Genomic DNA, 21,869 nt, shown 5'->3' with positions numbered 1-21,869 from the left:
GGAAGCGTAGCGCTTTTGCCTCGGTCATTCAAGCAAAGAGGCAAAGACATGAAAACTAATTCGAGCACTACACCACCGAAAAACGCTCAGAGAATCCTGAGTTGGGCTGACCTCCCCCCGGCCGCCGACTCCGCGACCTATGAATTGATCTCCACGACCGGCGAGACCCGCACGGTCACGCTGAAGGGCGGAAACCGCCGGGTGCTTGAGGGCCTCATGCGCGGCCCCCTCTATTGCGCCAGCCCGGTGCGCGTCAGCGACCGGGTGATGGTCCTGAAGCGGGATCACGGCGTCACCATCCGCACCGAGGTCTTCGAGAGCGACGGCACGACCGAGTGCGAGCGCTTTGGGATCTACTTCCTGGACGACGAGGTGCGCGGCGTCGGTTTCGAGGAGGCCGCGTGATGAGGATCTACTACCCCGCCCCGCGCGACCTTCAGATCCGCCACCTGCGCCGCCGCTTTGGGCTCACCCATCGGCAGGCGGAAGTGCTCGCTTCCTGGTGCTTCGGGGAGGGCAGCGCATGAAGGCAGAGGCAAAGAAAAACGCCGGCGCAGCCACTCCTGCAACCGGCGTTGAATTTGGTGCTCGAAATATCTCCGACGTTAACCTTTCGACATGTCTGGATTGTGACCCAGACGTGACATCCCTCACGACAAACCCCGGCGCAATGGGGGCTGCAGCCGGGGTTCGGGGGGACGTGAGTGGTAGCTTGAAGTCTGGATACAATAGCACAGATTTCTCCGTTTTGGTGTCTAAATGGAAACAATCGCCTGACAACAAGACGACAAACGCCGGCGCAGCTGCAACTGCGACCGGGGCTCGATACACTGAGGAAGAAACCGCTCTTAGAGCAAAAAATCGCACATCCTGGCGCGCCAAGGCACTGCGTCACTACGCCAAGCCGTCCCACAAGGCTGCGGCTCGGATGGTCGGCTATGCCCTCACGTTACGTAACGACTACGGCAACGCGGCGGCGGCCATCGTCTTCCGTCACCGGCTTGATCCCGAGGACCGGGCGATCATTGCGACGGCCGTCCTCGACAGCCTGACCGACCGGGAATTTGCCGGCGTGATGCGCCACTTCTGCGGGGAGGGAGCGGCATGACGAACGTGACCACTCTATTCCCATCGACGGTTCCGCTGGAGCCCGCCGAATTCACCTTCGCCGGCACCAGGCGGGTGGTCGAAGTCCTGATGCCAGACGAGTTCGGCGATTGGACACTCTCTGTGTGGGACCGCGACGACTACGACAGCGGCGAGCTTTGGCCAGCGATGCCGGCCGCCAAGGCGCATCGCCTGTTGCAAGAGACCCTCGCGAGGATCTCGGGAGGCGCCGCATGATGCCTGACGGATCAAACACCTTCGCGCAGGCTGCGGAGGAATTCCGCTCGGCGCGGGATCGGGCCAGCGGGTTCAACGACCCGCCAATGCAACGTCGCGGCGGATCGGAATTCCTCGATTCCGCAACCTCTCGCGACAGCCGGTTCTTTTCGGCCGCATCGCTCAAGGGAAAGCCCGTGCCACCGCGCGAATGGCTGGTGCACGGGCTGGTGCCTCAAATGACCGTCACTCTGTTCAGTGGCGACGGAGGCACCGGCAAGAGCCTGCTGGCGCTGCAACTGGCTGTCGCGGTTGCCACGGGCGGTGGCTGGATCGGCAAAGGGGTGTCGGCCGGTCGCGTCATCTACATGAGCGCGGAAGACGACGAGGACGAACTGCACCGGCGCCTGGAGGACATCCTGCGGGCCGAGCGTCGGGCCTATGACGACCTGTCCGGTCTCACCCTGCGGTCGCTGGCCGGTGAGGATGCGCTGCTCGCGGTCGATAGCCAGGTGACCCTGATGCAATCCGAACTCTTCAAGGAACTGGACGCACGGGCGGCTAACGACGCTCCCGTGCTGATCGTCATCGACACACTGGCGGATGTCTATCCGGCCAATGAGAACGACCGGGCCAAGGTCCGCCAGTTCATCGGCATCCTCCGGGGGTTGGCCCTCAAGCGGGGATGCGCCGTCCTGCTTCTGGGGCACCCGTCGCTCACCGGCCTCAGCAGCGGCACGGGCGCCTCAGGCTCGACCGCGTGGAACAACAGCGTGCGCTCGCGCCTCTACCTCGCGCGGATCACAGACTGCGGGTTCGAGGCAGATCCTGACCGCCGCGTCCTGACGACAATGAAGGCCAACTACGGGCGCGTAGGAGAAGAGACGCACATCAAATGGCAGGCAGGCGTGTTTGTCCCCGAGGTGGCCGAACAGGGCCTGGACAAGCTGGCGGCGGGGGCCAAGGCGCAGCGCGTGTTCATGCACTTGCTCGCGACCTACACAGCGCAAGGTCGGCGGGTCAACCACGCTGGCGGGCCGAACTACGCCCCCAAGCAGTTCGCCGAACACCCGGACAACGAGGGCATGACGAAGCGGGCGTTCAAGGCCGCGATGGACAGCCTCCTGACCGCCGGAAAGATCAGGATCGAGAGCGAAGGGCCGTCGTCCAGGCCGCGCAGTTTCATCGTGGAGGCGGGGCAATGAACACCATGCAGACCCCCTTCATCCCCCCTAGCAAAGTGGGTTGCAAAGTGCCTTCATCCCCCCCTTCATCCCCCTGGCGCCATATATCCCCATACCCCTAAGGGCTGTGCGCCCGCCCTGAAAGGCGGGGCGCGCCCTCAAGGCGGCTGCGTCGGCGGAGGTGCCCATGACCAACCCACACGCCTCCAAGCCATGCACGGAAGGGTTCTGCCGCGGATGGTTCCCTCCCTCGTCGGCTATGGCAGCATTCGGATCGGGGAGGGACAATAGGTCAGAGTCTATGACACGAAAAAACGCAGGAACAACGTACACCGATGAGACCGGCAAGTTCGCGCTGGGCAACCCCGGCCGTCCGAAGGGCGCCCGCCACAAGGTCACGAAGGCGGTGGAAGCGCTCCTCGGCAATGAGGCCGAAGCCCTGACCCAGAAGGCCATCGACAAGGCCCTTGAAGGCGACGCCACGGCCCTGCGCCTCTGCCTGGAGCGCATAGCGCCGGTCAGGAAGGATTCCCCGGTCTCCTTCGACCTTCCCCCCATGGAGACTGCTCAGGACGCCGCAGCCGCCGCCCAGGCGGTCCTGCGTGCCGTTTCCGAGGGGGAGATCACCCCGCTCGAAGGCGCCTCCGTCATGGCGCTGGTGGAGGGCTACCGGAAGACACTGGAAACAACCGAGCTTGAGGCTCGCATCACGGCGCTGGAGAGCAGCAAATGACACTGGAACACCGAGTCGCGAAACTCGAACAGGCAACCCCGAACACAGACAACGCACCGGACGTGATCTTCCTTATCGGCGCCGGCAACCCTCACGCATCCGCCGCCCTCCTCGTGGTCCCCCCTTTCGGCAGCATGAACCGGAGCGACGGGGAACCCGCCAATGACTTTTACCGCAGAGTCTACGCCGCCATCGCAGGCGGGAAGCATATTGAGGTCATGACCGACGAAGAGCGCGCCGCGGCCTATGCGATGGCCGACGAGAAACTGGCGAACGAGGCAGCACAATGAGCATTCGAAGCAGGATCGACAGGCTGGAAGAGCAGCGTGGCACCAACCTTGTCGTCGTGATCGCGGATCGTGTTGGTGAAGACGGCGAACTGATCGTGAATAAGCCGATTCCAGAGGCGCGCAAGGTGGTCATCCTTGAGCCCGATACGAAGCAACTGTGAGGACGCAGCGATGACACTGAAGAACCGAATCGGGCGCCTTGAGGCGGGCCGTCCCGACCCGCGCGACCTTCCCATTCAGGTGGTCGCGCGCGTTCCAACCGATGACGGCAGGGAGGAAGCATCGGCAGTTGTGGTTGCCGGAACGGATCTTGGCACCATCAGCCGGGAACACGGCGAGACTGAAGGCGCGTTCCTCCGCCGGGTCTGCGCCCTCAAGGCTGGCGAAGACATGTTCGCCAATGACATCGAGGCGGCACAGGCATCGACGGACGACGAGTTGGCGCGCCGCTACGTGGTCGAGGGAACGCTGGGCGATGCGTACTGGACGGAGTTGCTCGACCGGGTGGCGCGGGAGGGGAGGAGGATTGGCGCCGGCGATGCGCTGGTATCATGTGGCTGGGGAGGCGCTTCCTAGGGTTAGGACCTACAAACTCCACGCTGGAACGGCAGTTGGCTTTCTGCGCAATGCTGACGGACATCAACTCTAGCGGTCTCGCAGGCGCAGCGTGCCATCTGTTCACACGCTGGACCTAATAGCTGCCGTTCGAGACCAACGCTACAAAAAGCATCGAAGAGCCCTTTGCTGCCGTTGAACTTTTGGGGGCCGTGAAGCGAACTGCAAACCGGCGCTACGAAAATCCTCTGATCGCGGTTTTCTGGGCTGCATGATAGCGCAAACCCGTGCTATCTTGACGTGGCGTAACCAGTGATTGCGTTCATTCCCAAGAACAGATTTCCGGAGTTCACAGAATGTCACTGAGATCGACCATAATCGGCTGTCTTCTTGTGTCCATGTTTGCGATACCGTCGTTCGCCGAGGACGCTACAAGCATTCCCGCAAAGAAGCAGACCAAGGCAGGGCTCTACCTGACATCGGCCGATGCGGTTGACATGCTTCGCGATGAAGACGTCGTTCTGCTCGACGTACGCAGCCGCGCGGAGATTGCATTTGTCGGTCTCCCCACCCGAGTTGATGTTCACATCCCTTTCATGGTGATGCCGCAGACGATTAGCTATTACCCTGAGGACAAGGGCTACCACCTGGAGATGAACCCCGCGTTTGAAATGGATTTCATGGACTATGCCGATGCACGCGGGATAGACGACGACACCCCAATCGTCGTCATTTGTCGCTCCGGGTCGCGGAGCGCAAAAGCGGCGAATGTCCTCTACGACTTGGGCTACACCAACGTCTACTCGATCCTAGATGGGTTTGAAGGCGATAAAGCAAATACCGGTCCGGAGGCCGGTCATCGTACAGTGAATGGATGGAAGAATGCTGGTCTGGAGTGGAGCTATTCGATTGCGCCGCACCAAGCATATCCAGCCGACCGAAACTAGCACAAGAAGCTGCCGACCATCGTGCTGTCCGTGATGTCTTGGGCTTGATCACAATCTGCGTGCGCCACACCGCGAGTGGTTGGTGCCCGCAGCTCCCATTTCTCTTTTAGAGCGCCCTCAAGTGCGGCAGCAGGCTGCTCGCGGCCTTTCACTAAGTCTTGACATGACGTCATGTAAACACATTCATATGTGTATGAATGACCGTGACGTGTTCAAGGCAAGACTTGAAATCGGCGCAAGATTGAGGACGCGCCGTAAGGAGCTTGGCCTCACGCAGTGTGAAGTAGCCGCCTTTCTTGGGCACAAAGGCTCGTGCCGGATCAATCAGATCGAACTCGGGCGTCAGCGATTATATGCTGAAGAGTTGCCGAGACTGTGTCGAAAGCTGGAGTGCTGCTTTGCAGACATTGTTGGTCCAGGTTATTGTCCAGACGACCAGAGCACCAACTGAAGTCTGCGACGAACCACTCAACGGCGAGATCTTCTACAGCCTCACCGGCGCGAAAGTCGAGACCGAGAGCTGACGCCGCCACTACAACACTCCGCGCCCGCAGCGAAGGTCGGCATTGTCGGCAAACTCACCCTTCGGTGGCACGAAGCGTTGGCTCTTGGACCGGACACGCCAGCGCGGTCGCTCAATGCGCACTGCGCACCGCGGACGTTTGCGAGATTTCGAGCTGTGCCGGGTTCGCGGACAGACCGGACACGCAGTGTGGCGGCACCATTCTTGCCAGGGAGGCGGGTGCCATATTCCAAGGCATCTAACAGGCGACTGTCCGCCGATTCCGCGCTTCTGCTGGGCTCACGCTGATTGTCTTAATTAAGGTCCGACAGTAACGTCCTGTTCTGGAACAGAATGAAACGCACGAGCATTGTCGCTACAAAATGGGATCTGTCAGCGGCTAGGCTTTGGACACTGTGAGGAGGACAAGACCTTGACCATTTCGAAACTGCTTTTATCGACATCCGTACTTGCCGTCATGGCGCTCCCCGCGCTTGCTCAGGAGCGCACATTCCGATCGATCGACACTAATCGGAACGGGGTTCTGGAACGGGGGGAACTTGAGGAGGCTTTCGGGAGCGGCGGTGCCACAACGGTGCTGTCGCGCAGCGACTCCGACGGCGACGGAAAAGTTACCCGGAAGGAGTTGCGACAGTCGCGCGACGACGAGAGCGACGACGAGAAAGATGATCGCCGCGACGACGAAAACGATGACCGTGACGACGACGAAAACGATGACCGCAGCGACGACGAAAACGATGACCGCAGCGACGACGAAAACGATGACCGTGACGACGACGAAAACGATGACCGCAGCGACGACGAAAACGATGACCGTGACGACGACGAGGGCGACGACGACAGAGGAAGCGATGAGAGTGACGACGAGGACGACGACTAACACTCGCGAACTCTCGGCCCGCACCTTGCGGATGGCAGAACTATCAACAGTCGGCGGTCGGTGTCATGCCGCACTACGCTTCGGCAAGAGGTCGCAATGATCGAAAAGACCAGGTACGAGAAGCTTTTCTCGACGCCGCTGATTAGATTTTGCCTGCCGGATCATGTGACTCTCGACGCCGCGCTGCTTCAGGAAGGCGCGCGGCTACGTGCCGAGGGCGGTGGCGCGTCGAAATCGAACCGCGGCGGCTGGCATTCGGAGGGCAATCTCTTCGATGTCGCGGCACCCTGCGTCTCGCAGCTACGTGAGGCTGCGCGGGAGGCGGTCCTTGCCGCGACCCGGCAGATTTCGGCGAAAGCCGATCCCGAGGCTTTACGCCTCAAACTTTTCGGGTGGATGAACGTGAATCCCCCCGGCGGGTTCAATGCGCCGCACACTCATCCGGGGGCCCACTGGTCTGGAGTCTATTACGTCTCCCAACCGGAAGTCGAAACGGGATCGTCGGGGATGATCGAGTTTCTCGATCCCCGTTCGGACCTGCCGCACTGGCGCATTCTCGACGCCGGAGCTTTCCGTCCCAAGAAGAAGCTGAGGCCGGCGGCTGGGGAAATAATACTTTTCCCCGCCTACCTGGTGCACTGGGTATATCCAAATGATAGCAGAGAAGAGCGCGTGACAGTAGCGTTCAACGCGACTTTCCGGACGTAAGGCGGGTCTTACGCGGTGCCCGTGTTTGCCTCGCCGTGCTTCGGGAACAACCTGTGTTCGTACAAAGTGGTCCATCGGCCACTCCACTACGTTGAAGGCTCAGTAATTCTTATCAATCATTTCTTCGAAAGTCAGGTTTGTCCGCGGAGCGGTCGCTCAGTGGAGCCACGGCGAACGGCCGCCAAAATCAAATCGCGTCTGACATCACATTCAATAAGCACCTGGAATGAGGCGATAACGGACGCGACGGGCATAGTCTCGATAGCCAGGTAACTCGTCCTGCAAAGTTTGGTCTTCCAGCGCCGTTCTCAAGACTGTGATTCCAAAGGCAGCCGCCATTGGCAGCAATGTCCACAGCGAACCCAGGCCAAGCACAAGGCCGAACGGCGCAATGATATTTCCGGAATAGCCCGGATGTCGGACAAACTGGTACGGACCACTGTCACACACCGCATGTCCTCGATCCGACCGAACAACAACCACGCTGTAGAAAAAGCGGTTCTCTGCCACCGCCCAGGCAGCGAAAGCATATCCAAGCGCGATTAGGATTAAGCCAATGATACTCAGCCAAGGCGGAAAGTCTGGAGACCATCCATAGCGGTGGTCCAACCCGGCGACGATGACCAACGGATAGCTGATACTAACCGCCATGAGCGGAGCGAGGATCTTGTCCCACGTTTTGGCATCCTTGAGATTTTCGTGGCTCTGTCGATTAGCAGTCAGTCCGGGATGTCGTACCTCTGCCAAAATGCGACCGCCAAGTCCAAAGCCGAGGATCAAAACGGCGTAGAGCCAAGCTTGCGACCAGCTCGGGTCGCCGCCACACACCAACAGAAGGAAAGGGATCAGAAGGTACACCAGAACCAATCTGATCCACTGGCTTGCGGCTGCTTTTCTGGCAGGGCTCTTTTGGGCCACGTGACTATCCCAAGTACTACAACGCGAGTGTATCCGTGGGTGGCTTAGGCATCAATCGGACAGCCGAACAAGAGAGCGGCTGCTTGGTCCGCGACTCGGTCGCTCACACGTTCGGCCGCGGAAGTCTGCTTCTTCACTTTGGGAAGAAATGTTGAGTGAGCGCGTCATGTTTTGTCGCACTGCAGCTAATGGCGGCAAGAGTCGGCAAACCTGCCATTTGTGGCCTCGTTGGGCGAGACCTGGCGCTCCCTTGTCTTACAGGTCGGCTCCCTGCGCAGTCCTGCCATTCGTCGGTTTCCAGCAATGACCGGACTGAGCAAGGAAGCTGACATTTGGTTGCCCTCATCAAGATCTGATGTCACGCATCACAGGACCACCGGGGCCAAGATAGACGAACCGTTCCCATACTCGGCGAGTGATGTCGCAGTTTCTTTCCGGCGATGGTGGTTTTTCGGATTCGCAAGGAGGTGGCGTCTCGCCTGGCTCGACGGGCGCGCTGATACCCGGAGAATGCCACCTCCAGAATGATCCCGTCCGCATAATGGTCACCTCCTGAAATTTCGATCTCTCGAAGGCTATGCGGTCTTGCTCATTGGCCGTGAGCGGCAGAATCGCTAAAATGGTGGCAGATTGACCAAACCCGAGAAGTGCCTTTCAATGACGGTTTCGATACTCCTTGTGGCTACGCCCCAGGCCAGTGCCTCGAGCCTCTTTGGTCTGTACGACACGCTGATGGCGGCGGGCCGCGACTGGGAAACCCTGGTCACCGGAAATCCGGCTGATCCTGTGTTCGACGTCCGCCTCGTTGGTCCGAGTACTGAACCATTTCGCTGCGGCAGCGGACTGCGTATTGCGCCCGACATTGCGTTTGACGATGCGGAGGATTGCGACGTGGCGGTCGTTCCCGGCCTTAACCTTTCTCACCATGACCGGCCCGATCCCGCGGAACACCCTGGTCTCTCCTGGCTGGCCAGGCTCCCGCCCGGAAGAACACGCGTGGTCTCTGCCTGTACGGGCGCAGTCTACCTTGCTGAGGTCGGTTTACTGGATGGTGTCGAAGCAACAACCCACTGGGCGTGGGAGGACCTTTTTCGACGGTGCTATCCAAATGTCAGGCTGCGTACCGATCGCGGCCTGTGCTTCGCCGATGCAGCCTGCGGTGTCGTGACCTCCGGTGGCACAACGGGCTGGCAGGAACTTGCCCTGTTTCTGATTGCGCAATATGGCGGCGCTCAGAGGGCTGCCCGGGCCGCCAAGGTCTGGCTCATGGCAGACCGCGGCGAATTGCAGGCCCCCTATTCCTCGATGATCCGATCCACCCCACATGAGGACGCGTTGATAAGGGAAACGCAATCCTGGATTGCCAACCACTACGCCGTCGAAAATCCGGTTGGCGAGATGGCGAAGCGCTCAGGTCTACCATCGACAACCTTCGCGCGACGCTTTCGGAAGGCAACCGGCAAATCCCCTCAAGACTACGTTCTGGCCGTGCGGATCGAAGAAGCGCGGCAATTGCTCGAGACCACGTCATCACCAGTTTCTGAAATTGGCGAGGAGGTAGGTTATCTCGACGCCCCGTCCTTCCGGCGACTGTTCAAGCGCAAGACTGGCCTGACGCCGACTGAGCATCGCAAGATGTTCGGCCAAACCCGGTTTTCCCGCTATATCTGACCCGACATTCGAAAGCAGATTGTCGAAGAGCGTTAGTCGGTTCCGGTCTGAGATCCGTCATCCGAGCGTTTTCATCAGATGACCGCGATGTCGGCATACTCCCCCTTCGGTGGCACGAAGCGTTGGCTCTTGGACCGGACACGCCAGCGCGGTCGCTCACGGCGCTAAGCCCTCGTTCGGGACCGGGGTGGCAAGGTCGGCTCTGCTCGTGTAGCGGCCCAGGCTTGATCTACCTCAGCGACAGATCCAGTCCCCAATGCGACATTTCCCCTATGTGATCGCCCTTCGAGGAGGGAGCAACGATGCACAACGCCCGGCATTGCTGGATTAAGGCGGCGACGTTGGCAGTTACGGTTGGATCAGCCACGGTATCTGGCGCGGCCGATCCGGTGCCTTGCGACGATCCGGGATTTTGGGTCGATGCATCGGAAGGGGCTACGCAAAGCATGATCTGTGCAGCAGCCTTAGATGCCCGGAGGGCACTCGACAGATGCGGTCTTTCCCAGACGGAACCAATCACGATCGAAGTCGTTTACAGCCCTATTCACAACATCGGCGAATGCCTTGCATCCTTCGATTGCGAACTCGGTCGTATCCAGATCATCGACCGGGACCTGCTGCGCGATCACTTGCTTGCTGACGATGCCTATGCTGCCCTGCCGGACGACGTGGTCTTTTGCTCCCTTCTCACTCACGAGTTGGCCCACGCGCTCATCGAACAGAAGTTGGGTGGTCGGAAAATCGCACCAGTCGATCACGAGTACATCGCCAATGCCCTAGAATTGGCTGCCCTAGCGCCTGAGCATCGAAAAACGCTACTTGACGCCGCCGGCATTGAGCCGCCCATCTCTGCAGAGGTGATCGACATCTTCATTTACGGGCTCGCTCCGCGCAGGTTCGCCGCCGCCTCGTATCTCTACTTCGAGGCTCACGGCTGTGAGACGGTGACCGGAATTCTCGATGGAAGCACCTCTTTTCGGATTGTGCCGTAGAAGTTGCATCGGACCCGACCGCTAGATGTGCGCCAGATGACCTGGCACCTGCGCAACGATGGCTATCTGCTGAACGAGAAACGCATCCGTCGGTTGATGCGGCTGGCTTCGCGCGTCACCTGCGTCATCGGCTAACGCCCCAAATCGGCGCCCGCCACCCGGCCGCAACGGCCTCTGCCTCGTCGCAGAACCAGCGCTCACCCTTCGCCTCGTTGACCTTCGTTCGCGAATACCAGGGGCTCCATGGCGTGTGATAGATCCGGCCGTTGTCGGAGATGTTTCCCTTGATCGGGCAGCCCTCCGGCGCCTCTCCTGACGCTTCGTTCCACTTGGCCTCCCGATAGACCCACGGCGGTTCTGTGGCGTTGCTCCAGATGCCTAGGCGCTGCTCACGGGCCGCCGCCTCTTCGGCAACGTAGTCTTCGATGTAGCGGACAAAGGCCCATGCGTAGCCGGTGGAGACCATCCGCCCGTTGAGGTCGATGCCACCTGCGCTGCAAACGCCGATGGTTCGGCCATACTGGTCGCTGCCCCGGTCGTCGCATGTTACGTTCTGGTCGCCGATCAGGTCCGTCAGAACGGCAACTGCCTCTTTCCCGCAGGGCCATGTGCCGCCGCCGGCCGCGTTGCATTTCTGCGCGAACTCGGGGGCGTCGATGCCATGCAGGCGGTAGATGGTGGAGTCGATTTCGATGGTGTCGCCGTCCACGATGCGGAGGTCCTGGGCGGCGGCAGCGCTCGGAACGGTCATTGAAATCATCAATAGAACTACGGTGCGCATGGGATCTCCAATCGGCGATACGATCACGGACCGCGCGCTGCATTGCAACGGCGCAAATCGGCGCTCTGCCGGCGGACCAAAACGGAAATCTGGATCGGCTTGGAGCGCCAATGCGAGCACTGGATCTTCGTTGGCGGATTTGCCATCTGCGCTCCATGAGCACGCACATCGACACCGACCGCCCCGACTCGCTTCGCCACACACTACTGGAGGACTTGCAGGGCCTCTCCATCGGAGTCTTCTTCTGCGCGCTGGGTTTGCAGTTCCTGACCCACCTCGGCTTTCTCACAGGGCAGACGGCAGGGCTGGCGCTGATTGTCTCCTATCTCACCGAATGGCCCTTCGGGCTCGTGTTCTTCATCGTGAACTTGCCGTTCTATTGGCTCGCCTGGACCCGCATGGGGGCCAATTTCACCTTGCGCTCATTGGCGTGCGTCACGGCTCTTTCGGTGCTCTCGGAATGGCTGCCCAGTCATCTTGCGATAGAACTCGTGACCCCGGCCGTCGGCATGGTGATCTTCGGAACTCTCGTCGGCGCAGGATTGCTGATCTTGTTTCGCCACAAGGGAAGTCTTGGCGGGCTCGGCGTGACGGCATTGCTGATTCAGGATCACTTCGGGTTCCGCGCTGGCTACGTCCAGTTGCTCTTCGACGCAGCGCTCTTTGCCGTCGCGGCCTTCATCTTCCCACCTTCGGTAGTGCTCTATTCTCTGCTTGGCGCTTTCGTGCTCAATGTCGTCATCGCCTTCAATCACCGGCGTGACCGATACATTGCCACGTGAAGGGTCCGGCCGCGCCTTGGCGCTCTCTACCGTCAAAGTGCGCTACACTGTATCCTGGTCCAAGGTGTGGCCGTGGCTATCCACACGCTTGCCGCTTTGGCAACCGCCGGCCCTCGCAGAGACGAGATCCGCGTGTCGCTCCAGATCAGGGTGGATGAGCACGTCTTGGCGAAAGAGGGGCCATGCGGCGGAGCGCCGACGATTTTGACTCACAACCCTGGCCGCGGTATTTTCGAACAAATGGGTTCGGGGAGGGAACTCATGAATACCCGTCGCGACGCTTGGCCGTATAAGTCCGATTGGGAGTCATTGTCGCCTCTGCGTCAGTGGCTGATCGAACAGCTCGGGACGGACTTCCCGGAAAGCCGGAAATATTACGACCACGAGCGGGTCTTCTTCAAATGGACCAAGATGAACCATGCGAGCTGTGTCTCGCTATTCAACCGCAGTCCGCCGGGAACGACCTGCACGTCTTTCCTGACATGGGTCCATAAGAACATCCTGTCGGCCGGCACCTTGTCCGGACCGCCGTTCAGTTTCAATTCCTTTGCGCTGAACGTCTGTGGCGCCAATAATCGCGGTTGGCATACCTTGGCTGAAGGCCAGAAACCGCAGAGCGGTGATTTTTACCAACAGTCGAACCCGACGAAAGGCGGCCGGACGCAGCATGTGGGGGTTCTGCTCTATTCTTTCGGGCCGGTCTGCACCGTCGTGGGCGGCGGGGCGGATCAGGGCGGCTATGGCGCAATTCTCCGCAAGGACGGACCTTTTCCGCCGCAGGACGCGACGCACCAGTTCACGGGGTGGCTGAACATCGATGAGTTTTACCCCGGATGGACACCGAATTGACTATTCTCCCCGAATCGGCCCGCCACCCGGCGCGCTAGTGAACTGCTGAAGCAGATTGAGCCGGCGCAGGGTGATGATCATGGAGTCGGGCGCGGAAACCATCGGGACGCGTCGTCCCCTTGGTTTCCCGCAAAAAAGCGGCCCGCGACGCCGGTCTATCGGAGCGCCAAGGCGCGTCTTGCCGACGAATACGACGCCGCGCAGGAGCGGGGCGAGATTGCTGGCCGGGACAGGACATGCGTTGGGGCCAACAACGCACCTCCGACCGCAGACGACATTGTCCTTCGTCGCGACGAGCGCCGACGTCGCTGCCAATCGACGAGTTGTTCAGGCCACGGCCAAGTAGAAAACAGCGGCCGACAGCAATGCAGCAAAGAGATACCAACCAAGCTCGTGAAATGGATGAGCGCGAATAAGCTTCCACGCAATGGGGTCCTTGTGCCTGTCCCATGTGCGCCAAGTCTTCCGATACGCCGGAAAGAGCCAAACCTGTGCGACTTTTGATCCGGCTAACAGGCCCACCAACAGAATTGCGGCCATCCAGAGACTCATTCTTCGCCCCCCACTTCTCCCGGTTTGAGTCAGATAACTGCCTTTGAATCGAACAAGAGCGGCTGACGGCTCGGACGCCCTGCTTTCTCAACCTCACCCCCGGCGCGCAGGAAAGGGAGGAGGTGTCAAAGGGCGGAAATCCAACCGTTGTGGACGCCAACGGTTGCCAAGCCGAGGAAACCAGTTCGCCAAACTTGCCACCACCGCCGACCTGGGCCTTCGCCGCGACGAAATCCACGAGGCCCGCCGCTTGCGCGATGCAGAAACAGCGAAGTCGGGAACCTATGCCGTGTTCAGTGGGTCTTCGCCAAAACGATTGGGTCCTGCGGTTCCCTTCGTTGCGAACCAGACGATCAGAACAATGACACCGATCAACGGGATCAAACCTAGCCAGTACCACCAGCCGCTACGGTCCGTATCGTGCAGCCGCCTCACTGACACCGAGATGTAAGGCAGGACCACGGCCAATCCGAAAATCGAGGTGAACGGAGCGAAATCCGTTTCAGAGGACACGCTGGCGGTCCCGTCGGTCGCTATCGTTGTCGTCTCGCCGAAAAGAGACAGATCAACGATGGAGAACACGATCCCAAAGCCATAGGCGAAAAGCACGAACCACCAGAACTCTGAACGTTGCGCGCGACCGGAGAAGGTAACATATTTACTCAAACAGGTCTTTACGGCTTCAGCAAATCCCATTGACGTGTCCCCACAAGAACTGTTCCCCGGATCATACACTCAAAGGCGGTCGCAAGAAGAATTTTCCGGCGAAGGCGGGGCTGTTGCCGATTGGATTGCCTACGGCACCGCTCTGAAGGAAGGCCGCAGTTTGTTCCTGAGCGATGGGAGCTAGGGCAGTGGGAGGCGGTGGCTGGTCTGTCCCACCTGGGACACACGAGACCAAGCGCGATGACCGCGCCGCCGCATCGAGAGCGGATAGAAACTCGGGCCAGAATCTTCAGGCTTCTGGCGTGAATTTGGTGCTCTGAGCCGAATCCAGTAGTATCGCCTCACAAGGGAGGGCGACCCTCATGCCAGGACTGCTTCTGCATCACGTTTCCTATCCTGTCAGGAATGTTAAGATTTCGGCCGCATTCTACGAGGACCTCTTCGACCTGACGCGACTGCCGCGCCCTCCGTTCGGTATTCCTGGTGTCTGGCTCGGCTGTGGTGATCGCCAAATTCATCTAGTGTCCAACCCATCCGGCACATACCGGACTACCCCAACCATCGACATCGCAGATGTGCATTTCGCCTTCGCAACGGATGCCTTCGAAGAGATGGTCGATCGCCTCGAACGTGCCGGCTTCAGTGACACGATGCCAGAGGGAAACCCCAAGCGGATGCTGGTAAGCCGCGACAGCATTGCCGGATTCCCGCAACTCTACCTGCTTGATCCAGACTACAACACCATAGAGGTGAACGCGGCGCCGATTTGACGAAAATGATGTCTCTTCACCGTAGTCTCCCCCACTTCCTCAGCCTCACCCCAGGCCCGCCTCCGTTCATCGGTATGAACTTGTAATGGGAGCGGCGAGCGGTTTTGTGCGGCCTTTCATCGTTGCGGTACCCGACGAAGTAAGGTTCGCCACTGCCTCAGACATTGGCCTTAGCTGCCGCGACACCATCGTGCCAGTAAGTGTTTGTTATCGCCGATAGAAAGCCCCACATCGAAGTCGCAGGAAAATGAGACAAATGGCGCCCGCAGTGGACCTGAGCTATTGCGTTGGCTGGAGACGCCCGCGCGCCGTGTCGCCGCTGTCGCGGTCAGTGACGACCAGGATGTCACCCGAGACCGTGGCCGGCTGGCAATCGAGCCGGCGCTGCATTCCTATGCACAGCTCACCGTCCCGGACATCCCAGGCGCCGTCGAAGCCGAGCGGGAATCTGATCGTGACATCACCGTCGCTAACGACCGCGGTGCGCGAGCCGATGGGCTCAACAGTGAGCGCGCCGTTTGCACGGAAAGTCATGTTAAACGCTTCAGGTTCACCGGGCTTTGGCCCTCCGTCGGGCCGGAGCTGCACTTTCTGTCCGGTTAATCTCGTGCGAAGTTCGTCCGCTGAAACTTGGGGACCCATTTCCGTGCAGCCGGAAACAACAGCGGCGCAAGCGAAAAGGCTCAAAACTTTCGTCATATTTTTTGCCTCCGACTTCATGCAAACCCTGGTACGTTAGCAGGCGACTTGGCTTCGGGTCCACCGGCGACCAACTGGCTCAGAGAAAGATCCACCGCTGAAGTCGAAGTGGACATTCCAGAGGACGTCCGAGACAGGCGCTCGTACTTCGCAGCGTGTGTGGCTGTTTACCGCCGCGGGCCTTGGACCGTTCTCACTTGGAATTGCGTCCCCTCTTTGCGCCCTTTGCTCTTGACCAAGATCATGGCGAACCCACTAGCCGCGCGGCAACCTCGACAGGCACGCTTTGACGGATCGGTTCAAACTTGACCGACCGGAGTTCTCGCGTGGGGCGGGGAATATGTTCAAGCTATATGCTCTTCTGGTGATTACAGCCGCCGGATTTCTTGCGCCGCAACTCGTCTACGCTCAGGTAGCCATCGGGGAAAGGATGGAGCCCGGCCAGCCGCCGCTGGTGATTGCGCATCGCTATGCACGGCTCGACGGTGCGCCGGAGAATTCTCTGGCTTGGCTCGGGGCCGCGCTCGACCGTGGCATCGACATGGTGAAGCTCGACGCGCAGCTTACGGGCGATGGCCACTACGTTTTGATGCACGACCCCACGCTGAACCGCACCACCGACGTCGAGCGCGTCTTTCCTGACGGCGTGCCGGGAGGTCCGACCCGAGAGAGACGTGGCGGAAAAGACTATATCGGCGACTATACGCTTGGCGACCTCAGGCGCCTGCGGCTCACCGATGGCACGGACGGCGCGGATCACACTATCCCGACGCTGGAAGAAGCGCTCGAAATGGCCGAAGGGCGGATACTGGTCTTGCTGGACCTGAAGCGGTACGAGGCGAGGAGCGTCGTTCCGCTGCTACAAGGCCACGACACCGGCAATCTGTTGCTTTTCGGTATTTTCTATTACGACGCGTCCCTTCTGTCCGACGTTGCGTCGGTTACCGGGATCGGCACCTTTGTCTCGATGGAACGAACGACGGACTGCGTGGCTGACCTCGACAAGCTATCTGGCGGCCAGGGCGCTCTATTGGCGGTAGTCGTCGTTCCGGACAGGCGAATGACGCCTGATTGCCGGGCCAGAGCAGCAGAACTCGACATTCGTGTTGCCGTCAGCGGTGTTCATGATGGCAAGGATGCGGCACTAGACCATGGCGACGCGTCGGATTGGCTGGCAGCGATAAGCCTCGGTGCGCCGGCCTACATGACCGGCCAACCTGACTTGCTCATGAAATTGCTGGACCGTTAGCTGCCGGGAAGAGCAAATGCCATTTCCCGATCCGCTCCGGTGATCGGGCCAACCCGGACGGCACGTGGTTCAAGTGGTTCGATATCCGTTCGTTTCCAAAGCATCCGCCGATTGTCGTGGCGGGTTCGGAAGGCTGCTAGTCCGCTCGCCTGAAACCGTTAACACTTTCCCGTCGCACTTTCGTTCCAATTGACAGACACTATTGGTCGAGAACCGATAGGAGAAGTGTCTTGTCGAGGTTAGTATCAGCACTCGCGGTTACCATAGCGTTGTTCTCTTCAGGAGCGATGGCCGGTGAAGCTTCCGTTTCGACGGTATCAAGCGAGACGGCTTCGATCCTCGATGTCTGGAACAATGCACTCTCCGACAGAAGCGGGACAGTTCTCGATGCTACTTGCTGCAAGACTTGTCGTAAAGGCAAGGCCTGCGGCGACTCATGCATCTCCCGTGACAAGACGTGCCATAAGGGGGTGGGATGTGCTTGCAACGGGTAGACAACTTCGGCGGCGAAAAAGCGCGCCACTGGCGACGCTACGGCTCCGATGGTCCGGGAGACAGGAAGCATGCGGAACACCCTTGAAGCCGCGATTTGCCTAATCTTGGCCTTGCTCTTCGGCGTTTCCCCGGTCGAAGCTTACACCGAGGAAGAGCTATATTTGGAGTTCGACGCGAGGAATCTCAGCGCAGCCGAAAAACGCTTCCTTCAGGCGGGACTGGCTCTCAGCGGGACCTATAACGCCATGCTGGACGGTGCCTGGGGCGCGGGAAGTCAGCGAGCGCTGGAAAGGTATGCTGTCCAGAACGAGATATTTGGACCTGTCCCAAACTGGCTGGCTACGTTGCTTGCAGTGCAAACACTCGACCAATTCGAGAAGGATGGATGGGAGGAGCGTCATCTGGAGACGCTCGACATTTCTCTGCTGGTGCCAACCAAGAAGATCCGGGATGCCGGAACATCAGGGAGTTTTGCCAACCTCAACCACACTGAGACATCGTTGGCGTATTCACTCACGAGGGGTGATGCCTCGCAAGTCGGCCGCCTCCATGCCTATACCCTCGATCAGGCGGTAGCCGGCACGACCCCCTACGAAGTGCGCAGATCAGATGTCTGGATCACATCTGCTCGGACCGGACCAGGAAATTCACTTTACACTCGCTCGGATCTGCGCGGGCGCTTGTGGTCGACTGTCATGCTTTCCGCTAGTGATGCCGACGGGGGACAACTTGCTGCCGTCTCTGGAAGCATACGGCCCGGATCGGCTCCCCCGGTGTTCCTTCCACCCGGCAAGTTGACGAGCGGAGTTTCAGCGTTGGTTGCAGTTCTGGAGGATGAGCCAGAGCATAGCTCCAAAAGACCATCGGCAATGCTTCCGGATGGGCGGCCACCGGCGACTAATGGGTCCCAATCCAGCGGAGGCTCAGGTACCGGCTTTGTGGTCTCGCCCGATGGGCTGGTGCTGACAAACTACCACGTGGCCGGCGAATGCCAATTGATCGAGGTAGACGACCATCCGGCAAAGCTCATTGCAGCCGACGAAGGCTTTGATTTGGCCTTACTCGCCGTGGAAGGAGCTTCGGGCTGGGCAAGCGCTGTTTTTGCCGACAATCCTGCACGCCTGAATTCGGACGTCACCATCGCCGGGTATCCCTACGCCGGGCTCCTCGGCGGCCTCAATGTTACTCGCGGCACAGTTGCGAGCCTTAAGGGCTTGGGCGGCGACGTCAGCGAGATGCAGATTTCGGCACCGGTTCAGCCCGGCAATTCCGGGGGACCGGTCGTTGACGCGGCAGGAAATGTCGTGGGCGTCGTCGTTGCAAAGCTCAACGCCCAAGTCGTCGCGGATGCATTCGGCGACATTCCGCAGAATGTCAACTTCGCGATTCGGGGAGAGATTGCCAAGCTCTTCCTGTTCCAGAACGGTGTCGAACCGAGGGAAGCAGACGAAGCCCCGGGGATGAACCCGGTGGATCTCGCGGAGAAAGTCCAAGGGTTCACGCGGTTCATCACGTGCTACTAGTCTACGACTCCGTTCATCTTTTGACGTGAACGAGACCGTCAGCAAGACCTACGCGGCGGAGTAGTGCGATTCACCTGCGTCACCAGCGCGTGAAATCTCACCGCGTCCGCAGTGTCTGCTTCGAAACCAGCAAAGGTAGAAGGAAGGGTAGAATTTCCGATGCGATCCGAAATGTATTTATAAAACAATCGGTTATGGGAATGATTTGGTGGAGCCAAGGGGAGTCGAACCCCTGACCTCTTGCATGCCATGCAAGCGCTCTCCCAACTGAGCTATGGCCCCGGTAGAGCGGTGTCTAGTCACCGCCCTGCAGGAGTTCAAGGGAAAAATGATCCCCTGCCGAAAGCGACGTCACGAGTCGTCGTCGTCCGAACTGACATCGGCGATATCGTCGAGCGAGACGTTGTCCTCGTCCGCGTCGTCGTCGAGCACGTCGTCGCCGAGGTCGACGTCTGCATCGGCATCGAGATCATCATCATCGTCGATCAGGGTATCGTCGTCGGGCGCGGATTTCTTTTCTTTTTCTTCTTTGATCAGGACGCGAGATTTGGCGCCGGTGTCGAGCTGCACGGTCTCGCCGGTGTAGGGGCTGACGATCGGGTCCCGGCCGAGATCGTAGAACCGTTTCCCGGTGGTCGGGCAGACACGCTTGACTCCCCATTCTTCCTTGGGCATCGGATGGTCCTTCATCTGAGGGCGGTTGGCGAAAGCCGCCCGATGCCACAGCTAGGCTGGCCTGTCAAACGCAAAGCGACCGGGGCGGGAGGACGCGATGAGCGAACACATGTTGCCGGGCGATCCGCCGGTGCAGTTGGTGCTTCGGCGATCCGCTAGGGCGCGGCGATATTCGCTGCGTGTGTCGCGGCTCGACGGGCGGGTGACCCTGACGATGCCGAGAACTGCCTCGCCCGCGCGGGCGCTCAATTTCGCGCAGGAAAAGGCGGCCTGGATCCGCGCTCGGCTTGCCGAACGGCCGGACGAGATCCGTGCCGAGTTCGGCGCCGTCCTGCCGGTCGGGGGCGTCGAGATGCGGGTTGTGGAGGCGGCGCGAAGCCGACTGAATTTCTCGCAGGCACGTATCGAGGTTTCCGATCGGGTGAACGCCGCGCCGCCAGTGGTGGCGGGGCTCCTGAAGGCGCATGCGCGGGACCGGCTGGTGGCAGCGGCGGATCGCTACTCCGGCGCGCTCGGGCGCCCCTACAGCCGGATCACGATCCGCGATACGCGCTCGCGCTGGGGGTCCTGTTCGGCGCAGGGGGCTCTGATGTTCTCCTGGCGGCTCGTGCTCGCGCCACCGCAGGTGCTCGACTACGTGGCTGCCCACGAGGTGGCGCATCTGGCAGAGATGAATCACGGGCCGCGGTTCTGGGCGGCCGTGGCGCGGCTCCGGCCGGGATACGCACCCGAGCGGGACTGGCTCCGGGCCCATGGCGAGGCGCTGCACCGCTATCGCTTCACGGCCGCGGCCATTGACGGTGACGGCGCGACGTGACCAAGATCGGCCATGTATCTGACCCCGCGCACGCCTGACACCGCCTCGCCATCCGCTCCCGCGGTGGCCGCACATGACCGCGTCTTCCGCGCCATGCGGACTCGGATCATGCACGGAGAAATGATGCCGGGCCAGGCGCTCACCCTGCGTGGGATCGGCAAGGAATTCGGCGTCTCGATGACGCCGGTGCGCGAGGCGCTGCGGCGTCTGGTGGCGGAGGGTGCGCTGACCATGTCCGCCTCGGGCCGGGTGGCGACGCCGGAGCTCACCAACGAACGGATCGAGGAACTGGCGGCGCTCCGGGCTCTTCTCGAGCCGGAACTTGCCGCAAGGGCGCTGCCACGGGCGCATATGGCGCTGATCGAACGGATGCAGGTGATCAACCACACGATCGCCGAGACCAACGCGCGGCAGGACGCACCGGCCTATATCAAGGCCAATCTCGAGTTCCACCGCGCGCTCTACCTGCGCGCGCAGGCGCCGGCGATGCTGGCGATGGCGGAGACGGTCTGGCTGCAACTCGGGCCGACGATGGGCATGCTTTATGACCGGCTGAGACGCCAGGAGGCGCCCTATAACCACAAGCTGATCATCGCCGCGCTCAAGGCGGGCGACGAGCCCTCGCTCAAGCTTGCCGTGCGCAGCGACGTCACACGGGGTCTTCGTCTCCTGGCGCAGTAACCGGCCGGTCGCCGACCGCTTCGCGCCAGTGTCGCCGGCAGAGCGACACATAGGTCTCGTTGCCGCCGATCTGAACCTGCGCGCCCTCGCGCAGGGCCTGACCGTCGGGACCCATCCGCGCCACCATCGTCGCCTTCTTGCCGCAATGGCAGATCGTGCGCACCTCGCGCATTTCGTCTGCCAGTGCCAGCAGTGCGGCCGAGCCGGGGAACAGCCGCCCCATGAAATCGACGCGAAGCCCGTAGCACATGACCGGAAGCTTGAGGTCGTCCACGACGCGGGCAATTTGCCAGACCTGTTCCTCAATCAGGAACTGCGCCTCGTCGACGAAGACGCAGGCGCAAGGGCCCTCGGCGAGACGCTTGCGGATGAGCGCGAAAAGGTCGTCCGAGCGGCCGAACACATCCGCCTCGGCCGAAATGCCGATCCGTGATCCGATCCGTCCGTGGCCGGCACGGGTGTCCACGCCCGCCGTCAGCAGGTAGGTCTGCATGCCACGCTCGCGGTAGTTGTAGGACGCCTGAAGCAGGGTCGTCGACTTGCCCGCGTTCATGGTCGAGTAGTGGAAATAGAGCTTGGCCATTCTTCGCGATTAGCCTGCGCCGG

At 60.6% G+C, this 21,869-nt stretch carries 28 protein-coding genes and 1 tRNA gene; 21 read left to right on the top strand and 8 right to left on the bottom strand.

Annotated elements, in window-relative coordinates; translation table 11 throughout:
* Positions 1 to 48 precede the first annotated feature (48 nt).
* From EU800_RS15220 to EU800_RS15170, 12 genes are all read left to right on the top strand, one after another.
* On the top strand, positions 49 to 405 hold the full coding sequence (locus EU800_RS15220; protein WP_129633881.1) for a hypothetical protein: 357 nt from the start codon (positions 49 to 51) through the stop codon (positions 403 to 405).
* Positions 405 to 527 carry a hypothetical protein gene (locus tag EU800_RS28970; protein WP_256369771.1) on the top strand — a complete coding sequence of 41 codons (123 nt, stop codon included), beginning with the start codon at positions 405 to 407 and terminating at the stop codon, positions 525 to 527. Before EU800_RS15220 ends, EU800_RS28970 begins: the two co-directional genes overlap by 1 nt.
* On the top strand, positions 524 to 1,108 hold the full coding sequence (locus EU800_RS15215; protein ID WP_129633879.1) for a hypothetical protein: 585 nt from the start codon (positions 524 to 526) through the stop codon (positions 1,106 to 1,108). The genes EU800_RS28970 and EU800_RS15215 overlap by 4 nt, the downstream gene beginning before the upstream one ends.
* Complete coding sequence (locus EU800_RS15210; protein WP_129633877.1) at positions 1,105 to 1,344, top strand: hypothetical protein; 240 nt, start codon at positions 1,105 to 1,107, stop codon at positions 1,342 to 1,344. Before EU800_RS15215 ends, EU800_RS15210 begins: the two co-directional genes overlap by 4 nt.
* 86 nt (positions 1,345 to 1,430) lie before the next feature.
* A complete protein-coding gene (locus EU800_RS15205; RefSeq protein ID WP_129633875.1) occupies positions 1,431 to 2,528 on the top strand; it encodes an AAA family ATPase in 1,098 nt (365 codons plus the stop codon).
* A 280-nt stretch (positions 2,529 to 2,808) separates the two neighbouring features.
* Positions 2,809 to 3,240 carry a DUF5681 domain-containing protein gene (locus EU800_RS15200; protein ID WP_129633873.1) on the top strand — a complete coding sequence of 144 codons (432 nt, stop codon included), beginning with the start codon at positions 2,809 to 2,811 and terminating at the stop codon, positions 3,238 to 3,240.
* Positions 3,237 to 3,530: a hypothetical protein gene (locus EU800_RS15195; RefSeq protein WP_129633871.1), complete on the top strand. Its 294-nt coding sequence runs from the start codon at positions 3,237 to 3,239 to the stop codon at positions 3,528 to 3,530. The genes EU800_RS15200 and EU800_RS15195 overlap by 4 nt, the downstream gene beginning before the upstream one ends.
* Complete coding sequence (locus EU800_RS26895; protein WP_165354685.1) at positions 3,527 to 3,691, top strand: hypothetical protein; 165 nt, start codon at positions 3,527 to 3,529, stop codon at positions 3,689 to 3,691. Before EU800_RS15195 ends, EU800_RS26895 begins: the two co-directional genes overlap by 4 nt.
* A 10-nt stretch (positions 3,692 to 3,701) precedes the next feature.
* Positions 3,702 to 4,106, top strand: a complete 405-nt coding sequence (locus EU800_RS15190; protein WP_129633869.1) for a hypothetical protein — start codon at positions 3,702 to 3,704, stop codon at positions 4,104 to 4,106.
* 335 nt (positions 4,107 to 4,441) lie between these two features.
* Positions 4,442 to 5,032 (top strand): rhodanese-like domain-containing protein, encoded by a 591-nt coding sequence (locus tag EU800_RS15185; RefSeq protein ID WP_129633867.1) that lies wholly within the window; start codon positions 4,442 to 4,444, stop codon positions 5,030 to 5,032.
* Between the two features lie 935 nt (positions 5,033 to 5,967).
* Entirely contained in the window at positions 5,968 to 6,435 is a 468-nt protein-coding gene (locus EU800_RS15175; protein WP_129633863.1) for an EF-hand domain-containing protein, read from the top strand.
* Between the two features lie 96 nt (positions 6,436 to 6,531).
* Positions 6,532 to 7,143: a TIGR02466 family protein gene (locus EU800_RS15170; protein ID WP_129633861.1), complete on the top strand. Its 612-nt coding sequence runs from the start codon at positions 6,532 to 6,534 to the stop codon at positions 7,141 to 7,143.
* Positions 7,144 to 7,353: 210 nt separating this feature from the next.
* On the opposite strand, the gene EU800_RS15165 is transcribed toward EU800_RS15170, so the two are convergent.
* Positions 7,354 to 8,061, bottom strand: a complete 708-nt coding sequence (locus EU800_RS15165; RefSeq protein WP_207209915.1) for an isoprenylcysteine carboxylmethyltransferase family protein — start codon at positions 8,059 to 8,061, stop codon at positions 7,354 to 7,356.
* Between the two features lie 630 nt (positions 8,062 to 8,691).
* On the opposite strand from EU800_RS15165, the gene EU800_RS15160 reads away from it, so the two are divergent.
* Positions 8,692 to 9,732, top strand: a complete 1,041-nt coding sequence (locus EU800_RS15160) for a GlxA family transcriptional regulator (protein WP_129633859.1) — start codon at positions 8,692 to 8,694, stop codon at positions 9,730 to 9,732.
* Positions 9,733 to 10,034: 302 nt separating this feature from the next.
* Positions 10,035 to 10,724 carry a DUF6639 family protein gene (locus EU800_RS15155; protein WP_129633857.1) on the top strand — a complete coding sequence of 230 codons (690 nt, stop codon included), beginning with the start codon at positions 10,035 to 10,037 and terminating at the stop codon, positions 10,722 to 10,724.
* 124 nt (positions 10,725 to 10,848) lie between these two features.
* Here the strand turns inward: EU800_RS15155 and EU800_RS15150 are convergent, their stop codons facing one another.
* Positions 10,849 to 11,505, bottom strand: a complete 657-nt coding sequence (locus EU800_RS15150; protein ID WP_129633856.1) for a thermonuclease family protein — start codon at positions 11,503 to 11,505, stop codon at positions 10,849 to 10,851.
* A 155-nt stretch (positions 11,506 to 11,660) separates the two neighbouring features.
* Between EU800_RS15150 and EU800_RS15145 the strand changes: the two genes are divergently transcribed.
* Positions 11,661 to 12,287, top strand: a complete 627-nt coding sequence (locus EU800_RS15145; protein ID WP_129633854.1) for a YitT family protein — start codon at positions 11,661 to 11,663, stop codon at positions 12,285 to 12,287.
* Positions 12,288 to 12,419: 132 nt separating this feature from the next.
* Complete coding sequence (locus tag EU800_RS15140) at positions 12,420 to 13,136, top strand: hypothetical protein (RefSeq protein ID WP_129633852.1); 717 nt, start codon at positions 12,420 to 12,422, stop codon at positions 13,134 to 13,136.
* A gap of 327 nt (positions 13,137 to 13,463) precedes the next feature.
* On the opposite strand, the gene EU800_RS15135 is transcribed toward EU800_RS15140, so the two are convergent.
* On the bottom strand, positions 13,464 to 13,676 hold the full coding sequence (locus tag EU800_RS15135; protein ID WP_129633850.1) for a hypothetical protein: 213 nt from the start codon (positions 13,674 to 13,676) through the stop codon (positions 13,464 to 13,466).
* A gap of 294 nt (positions 13,677 to 13,970) precedes the next feature.
* Positions 13,971 to 14,384: a DUF805 domain-containing protein gene (locus tag EU800_RS15130; RefSeq protein WP_129633848.1), complete on the bottom strand. Its 414-nt coding sequence runs from the start codon at positions 14,382 to 14,384 to the stop codon at positions 13,971 to 13,973.
* Positions 14,385 to 14,716: 332 nt separating this feature from the next.
* Here EU800_RS15130 and EU800_RS15125 point away from each other — a divergent pair, with 332 nt between their 5' ends.
* Positions 14,717 to 15,124, top strand: coding sequence for a VOC family protein (locus tag EU800_RS15125; protein WP_129633845.1), 408 nt, complete (start codon positions 14,717 to 14,719; stop codon positions 15,122 to 15,124).
* Between the two features lie 279 nt (positions 15,125 to 15,403).
* Here the strand turns inward: EU800_RS15125 and EU800_RS27240 are convergent, their stop codons facing one another.
* Complete coding sequence (locus EU800_RS27240) at positions 15,404 to 15,844, bottom strand: hypothetical protein (RefSeq protein WP_207209914.1); 441 nt, start codon at positions 15,842 to 15,844, stop codon at positions 15,404 to 15,406.
* A 319-nt stretch (positions 15,845 to 16,163) separates the two neighbouring features.
* Between EU800_RS27240 and EU800_RS15115 the strand changes: the two genes are divergently transcribed.
* Both EU800_RS15115 and EU800_RS15110 read left to right on the top strand, forming a co-directional pair.
* The gene (locus EU800_RS15115; protein ID WP_129633841.1) at positions 16,164 to 17,072 is read left to right on the top strand and encodes a glycerophosphodiester phosphodiesterase family protein; all 909 of its coding nucleotides are present in this window, start codon (positions 16,164 to 16,166) and stop codon (positions 17,070 to 17,072) included.
* 563 nt (positions 17,073 to 17,635) lie between these two features.
* The gene (locus EU800_RS15110) at positions 17,636 to 19,090 is read left to right on the top strand and encodes a serine protease (protein ID WP_165354683.1); all 1,455 of its coding nucleotides are present in this window, start codon (positions 17,636 to 17,638) and stop codon (positions 19,088 to 19,090) included.
* A gap of 206 nt (positions 19,091 to 19,296) precedes the next feature.
* Here EU800_RS15110 and EU800_RS15105 read toward each other — a convergent pair.
* Positions 19,297 to 19,372 (bottom strand) — tRNA-Ala (locus tag EU800_RS15105).
* A gap of 69 nt (positions 19,373 to 19,441) precedes the next feature.
* Positions 19,442 to 19,765: a TIGR02300 family protein gene (locus tag EU800_RS15100; RefSeq protein WP_129633837.1), complete on the bottom strand. Its 324-nt coding sequence runs from the start codon at positions 19,763 to 19,765 to the stop codon at positions 19,442 to 19,444.
* Between the two features lie 97 nt (positions 19,766 to 19,862).
* Between EU800_RS15100 and EU800_RS15095 the strand changes: the two genes are divergently transcribed.
* Entirely contained in the window at positions 19,863 to 20,582 is a 720-nt protein-coding gene (locus EU800_RS15095; RefSeq protein WP_129633835.1) for a M48 family metallopeptidase, read from the top strand.
* Positions 20,583 to 20,594: 12 nt separating this feature from the next.
* Complete coding sequence (locus EU800_RS15090; RefSeq protein WP_129633833.1) at positions 20,595 to 21,263, top strand: GntR family transcriptional regulator; 669 nt, start codon at positions 20,595 to 20,597, stop codon at positions 21,261 to 21,263.
* Here the strand turns inward: EU800_RS15090 and EU800_RS15085 are convergent.
* Complete coding sequence (locus tag EU800_RS15085) at positions 21,232 to 21,846, bottom strand: thymidine kinase (protein ID WP_129633831.1); 615 nt, start codon at positions 21,844 to 21,846, stop codon at positions 21,232 to 21,234. The genes EU800_RS15090 and EU800_RS15085 overlap by 32 nt on opposite strands.
* Positions 21,847 to 21,869: the final 23 nt, after the last annotated feature.

The organism is Tropicimonas sp. IMCC6043, from assembly GCF_004146235.1.
Lineage (GTDB): Bacteria > Pseudomonadota > Alphaproteobacteria > Rhodobacterales > Rhodobacteraceae > Tropicimonas.
The sequence above is the reverse complement of the archived record's forward strand: the minus strand, read 5'-3'. Positions and strand labels throughout refer to the sequence as shown.

Coding starts and splice junctions, on each gene's coding strand:
- EU800_RS15220 (WP_129633881.1), top strand. CDS start 49: ATGAAAACTAATTCGAGCACTACACCACCGAAAAACGCTCAGAGAATC.
- EU800_RS28970 (WP_256369771.1), top strand. CDS start 405: ATGAGGATCTACTACCCCGCCCCGCGCGACCTTCAGATCCGCCACCTG.
- EU800_RS15215 (WP_129633879.1), top strand. CDS start 524: ATGAAGGCAGAGGCAAAGAAAAACGCCGGCGCAGCCACTCCTGCAACC.
- EU800_RS15210 (WP_129633877.1), top strand. CDS start 1,105: ATGACGAACGTGACCACTCTATTCCCATCGACGGTTCCGCTGGAGCCC.
- EU800_RS15205 (WP_129633875.1), top strand. CDS start 1,431: ATGCAACGTCGCGGCGGATCGGAATTCCTCGATTCCGCAACCTCTCGC.
- EU800_RS15200 (WP_129633873.1), top strand. CDS start 2,809: ATGACACGAAAAAACGCAGGAACAACGTACACCGATGAGACCGGCAAG.
- EU800_RS15195 (WP_129633871.1), top strand. CDS start 3,237: ATGACACTGGAACACCGAGTCGCGAAACTCGAACAGGCAACCCCGAAC.
- EU800_RS26895 (WP_165354685.1), top strand. CDS start 3,527: ATGAGCATTCGAAGCAGGATCGACAGGCTGGAAGAGCAGCGTGGCACC.
- EU800_RS15190 (WP_129633869.1), top strand. CDS start 3,702: ATGACACTGAAGAACCGAATCGGGCGCCTTGAGGCGGGCCGTCCCGAC.
- EU800_RS15185 (WP_129633867.1), top strand. CDS start 4,442: ATGTCACTGAGATCGACCATAATCGGCTGTCTTCTTGTGTCCATGTTT.
- EU800_RS15170 (WP_129633861.1), top strand. CDS start 6,532: ATGATCGAAAAGACCAGGTACGAGAAGCTTTTCTCGACGCCGCTGATT.
- EU800_RS15155 (WP_129633857.1), top strand. CDS start 10,035: ATGCACAACGCCCGGCATTGCTGGATTAAGGCGGCGACGTTGGCAGTT.
- EU800_RS15150 (WP_129633856.1), bottom strand. CDS start 11,505: ATGCGCACCGTAGTTCTATTGATGATTTCAATGACCGTTCCGAGCGCT.
- EU800_RS15145 (WP_129633854.1), top strand. CDS start 11,661: ATGAGCACGCACATCGACACCGACCGCCCCGACTCGCTTCGCCACACA.
- EU800_RS15135 (WP_129633850.1), bottom strand. CDS start 13,676: ATGGCCGCAATTCTGTTGGTGGGCCTGTTAGCCGGATCAAAAGTCGCA.
- EU800_RS15130 (WP_129633848.1), bottom strand. CDS start 14,384: ATGGGATTTGCTGAAGCCGTAAAGACCTGTTTGAGTAAATATGTTACC.
- EU800_RS15125 (WP_129633845.1), top strand. CDS start 14,717: ATGCCAGGACTGCTTCTGCATCACGTTTCCTATCCTGTCAGGAATGTT.
- EU800_RS27240 (WP_207209914.1), bottom strand. CDS start 15,844: ATGAAGTCGGAGGCAAAAAATATGACGAAAGTTTTGAGCCTTTTCGCT.
- EU800_RS15115 (WP_129633841.1), top strand. CDS start 16,164: ATGTTCAAGCTATATGCTCTTCTGGTGATTACAGCCGCCGGATTTCTT.
- EU800_RS15110 (WP_165354683.1), top strand. CDS start 17,636: ATGCGGAACACCCTTGAAGCCGCGATTTGCCTAATCTTGGCCTTGCTC.
- EU800_RS15100 (WP_129633837.1), bottom strand. CDS start 19,765: ATGCCCAAGGAAGAATGGGGAGTCAAGCGTGTCTGCCCGACCACCGGG.
- EU800_RS15095 (WP_129633835.1), top strand. CDS start 19,863: ATGAGCGAACACATGTTGCCGGGCGATCCGCCGGTGCAGTTGGTGCTT.
- EU800_RS15090 (WP_129633833.1), top strand. CDS start 20,595: ATGTATCTGACCCCGCGCACGCCTGACACCGCCTCGCCATCCGCTCCC.
- EU800_RS15085 (WP_129633831.1), bottom strand. CDS start 21,846: ATGGCCAAGCTCTATTTCCACTACTCGACCATGAACGCGGGCAAGTCG.